The organism is Gluconobacter sp. DsW_058, assembly GCF_002153615.1.
Taxonomy (GTDB): Bacteria; Pseudomonadota; Alphaproteobacteria; order Acetobacterales; family Acetobacteraceae; genus Gluconobacter; species Gluconobacter cerinus.
Genome location: NZ_JOPH01000088.1, coordinates 1 through 3,350 on the forward strand (window position 1 = coordinate 1; position 3,350 = coordinate 3,350).

General features: G+C 55.3%; 6 protein-coding genes. All 6 read right to left on the reverse strand.

Annotated elements, in window-relative coordinates:
• Window positions 1–47 precede the first annotated feature (47 nt).
• A complete protein-coding gene (locus tag HK24_RS13335; RefSeq protein ID WP_086634876.1) occupies window positions 48–383 on the reverse strand; it encodes a hypothetical protein in 336 nt (111 codons plus the stop codon).
• Window positions 384–390: 7 nt separating this feature from the next.
• Window positions 391–609 (reverse strand): hypothetical protein, encoded by a 219-nt coding sequence (locus HK24_RS13340; protein ID WP_086634877.1) that lies wholly within the window; start codon window positions 607–609, stop codon window positions 391–393.
• Between the two features lie 3 nt (window positions 610–612).
• Window positions 613–1,182: a YceI family protein gene (locus HK24_RS13345; RefSeq protein WP_086634878.1), complete on the reverse strand. Its 570-nt coding sequence runs from the start codon at window positions 1,180–1,182 to the stop codon at window positions 613–615.
• 10 nt (window positions 1,183–1,192) lie between these two features.
• The gene (locus tag HK24_RS13350; protein ID WP_198942139.1) at window positions 1,193–1,801 is read right to left on the reverse strand and encodes a cytochrome b; all 609 of its coding nucleotides are present in this window, start codon (window positions 1,799–1,801) and stop codon (window positions 1,193–1,195) included.
• A gap of 4 nt (window positions 1,802–1,805) precedes the next feature.
• The gene (locus HK24_RS13355; protein ID WP_086634879.1) at window positions 1,806–2,420 is read right to left on the reverse strand and encodes a YceI family protein; all 615 of its coding nucleotides are present in this window, start codon (window positions 2,418–2,420) and stop codon (window positions 1,806–1,808) included.
• Window positions 2,421–2,958: 538 nt separating this feature from the next.
• A complete protein-coding gene (locus HK24_RS13740; RefSeq protein WP_255376452.1) occupies window positions 2,959–3,222 on the reverse strand; it encodes an aldo/keto reductase in 264 nt (87 codons plus the stop codon).
• Window positions 3,223–3,350 lie beyond the last annotated feature (128 nt).

Consider the following 3,350-nt stretch of genomic DNA (forward strand, 5'->3'; position numbering starts at 1 on the left):
AACCGTCTATCAAATCGCCAAAAGCCAGAAATTACGGGCCAAGCACATCAATCAAGGGTTCTTCGATCCCTCCAGGTGACATCCAGACCGAGTTTGCGAGCATAAAACTCTTCCGCGACCTCAATGGTGCCGACCTGAAGATGAACATGTCCGATCTGTGTGCCGGTGGGCGCGCCATCCCAGCGTGCTCTGCGGCTCCGTTCGAGCCGGGCGGGAATATCGAGAGGTTTTGTGCTCACGCGTATCGTGCCGTCCCGCCAGTACCAGCTGGACGGAGGGCGGTCGGCATAGATTTCGACGCCGTTCCCTTCCGGATCGGACAGGTAGACGGCCTCGCTTACATCATGGCCCGATGCCCCGACCAGCGGCAATTTCCGCTCCATTGCGTGGTCAATCCAACAGGCCAGGGCGGAGCGGGACGGTAATAGGAAAGCCGTGTGGAATAGCGCTGCTTCCCGAGAGGAGCGTTGCCGCGCATGTCTGTCCTGTCGGAGTTCGATCAAGGCCGATCACTGCCTGATAAAAGGTTGTGACCTTTTCCAGATTGTTCACTGTCAGGACGACGTGCTCTACGGCAAACCCGGGCGAAGAGGTAGGAAGCTCTCCCATTGCTCAGGGCTTCCGTTGCGCTGTGATATCCATGTCGACGCCCACGTTCAGTGAGACCCACTGCCCGCTCGCCCATGGTCCCTGTCCGACTCCGAAGTCGGAGCGTACGAGGTCAAGATGCCCTTTCGCATGCGCTGTGGTGCTATTAATGTCGAGCGTGAAAGGTAAAGTGACTGGTTTGCTGATGCCACGTATCGCCAGGGTACCGACGGCTTCATAGGCATTTCCTCCCATGGCACGAAAACTCTGTGCGTCAAACACCGCGGAGGGAAAACCGGCAACATTGAACCAGTCTTTTCCCGGTAAAGCACCATCCCGTTGCTGATCGCCCGTGACGGCACTTGCCATAGCGAGCGTCACATGGGCATGCCCAGCTTCTGGGTGCGTCGGATCAAAGGAAATAGTACCGTTGAATGTTCCGAAGTGACCGCTGAACGGTGTTCCGGTCTGCTTGCCCGAAAAGGCCAGCGTGCTATGGGCCGGATCAAGCGTCCAGTCTATCGCCATGGCAGACACGGGCTGGGAAAGGCCCGCTGCAAGTGCCAGGGTGGTGATTAGTTTAATGGATGGCATTGTGAAAATCCTATGGCTGTTTGCGTTGGGACGATCCAGCCCGCCAGGGCAGCATACGCCCAGGCACTGAATCCTTTAGAATAAAGGCATGTCGCAAAACGGCAGCGACATGCAGGACAAGCAGAACGGCTAGTGTCCATGCGGCCCAATGGTGAAACCCCTTCAGGGCAGCTTCGACAGGAGCCTTGTTCTGAAGTGTTGCGAGAACTGGAAGATCCGGCCATGGCACCATGCCGAACAGCACTGTTGGAATGCCGAGAACAGACGCAGAAACCATGGCCCACCCGCTGAGCGGGAGGACGATCTGCAATCCATAAAGGGCCAGATGAGCCAGATGGGCGGCTCGACGTTCCGCGACAGGCATATCCGCCGGAAGCGCGGGCGACGCATGGGTCAGTCGCCATCCTACTCGCAAACAGACCAGTAGCAGGACCAAAATTCCAATGGATTTATGTAACTGATACAACTGAAACATGCGCATCGGATCAAGGGAAGCATGATCCATGGTCAGCCCCATGCCGATCAGGAGCAGAATCCCGGCTGCGATCAGCCAGTGTAGGACGATCGCCACCACTCCATATTGCGATGTTCGCTCAATCAGCATCGGGACTGTTTTCATGATCTCAGTTCTGCTTCTCGAAGGCGCCGGCAATATGCAGCGTTACGTCGTCACCGACATAGGGCACGTACATCTTCACGCCAAAGTCGCTGCGCTTGATTGTGGCAGCGGCTTCGAAGCCGGTCGTGTAGTTCTTATCCATCGGGTTGATACCGGCGCCGACAAAATGCACCTTAAGCGTCTCGGGCTTTGTGATGCCATGCAGGGTCAAGTTACCCGTCACGATGGCATCTGTCTTGCCGACACGCTTGACCTCAGTGGAGGTAAAGTTTGCATTCGGGAACTTCCCAGCATCGAACCACTGGTCGCTTTTGAGTTCGTCGGTTAGCTTGTCGCTAGTTGTCTGCACGGAAGCGACCGGGATCGTTACGGACAATTTCGAAGCGGACGGCGTCTTGGCATTCAGTTGCAGCGTGCCGGAGACATTGGAGAAAAATCCACTATAGTAGGTAAAACCGAAATGCAGCAGGGAAAATCCAACCTGCGTATGGCCCGGCTCAATGGCATAGATGCCGGACTGGACTTGGGCCGGGTTTGTCACGGTCTGGGCGGAAGCGATGGCCGGCAGCGCCGTGATGGAAGCTGCAATAAGAGCAATCGGAGGCAAAGAAAAATGCATGGTATAACCTTTCCAAAAAAAGCACACTGAACAGTGACATGCTGCCAGATATCAGGTCATTGACTGAAAGGTATCCTGTCCGTCAACGGCCTCCGGGTCTACGGAAAGGTTGGAAAATTATTCCATCCAAATTGGAAGTAATACTCTGTTTGAAGAGAACCAAACGAAGACGCTATTGGTTCAGACGGACTTCAGCCTTGTAGATGCAGGTTTTCCAAAAGCTACGATAGACACCCTGTCGAACGTATGGTGCGAATGCTGCTGCTGTGGGCGATAGTGGTAGCCGTACTAAAGTAGACGACATATTTTATTGAAAGCATAACTTCGGCTGCATAGAGATTCCTTTCCACTTGCTCCAGCGTACGAGGGCCGATGATCGGCACAGCACCATGACCGATTGCCCAGGCAATCGCGACTGGCGTTCACTTCCTGAGCGATCGAAAGGACCGTATCGACCTTCGCTGTGCGGATTTCACTATTCTCGGTCTGGAACATCTGCCCACCAAAGCTTTTTTTCCGCCCGGGTGATATTTTCGAGTTAGCACGCCACCGCCGTGGGGAGACCAGTGACCGAGGCGAAACTGACCAGGAACAGATCGGCTTCCGGCTCTGGGTGCGCGAGGCTGGCTTCGACCGAGGCAACCATCGCCTTGCGGCTGTTGCCGGTGACGAGCCGGCTCGGGGCAGGCACGGCTCCATTGGAGAATTTAGCCGCGAACACGAAATCTTCGCGACGACCTTGCAACAGCTCGCCGAAAATCTCCTCGGACGGGCTAAACTGATAGACATTGGCGGTGTCGATGAAGCTATCGGTTTAAGCGGCGGAGCTAATGCGCCAAGGCAGGTGGAGGGTTATTCTGTGATTCCATTCCTCCGGATCTGATTGGGGGAATGGCGCTATGAAACAGCTTGGTTTCTTTGATGTTGAAG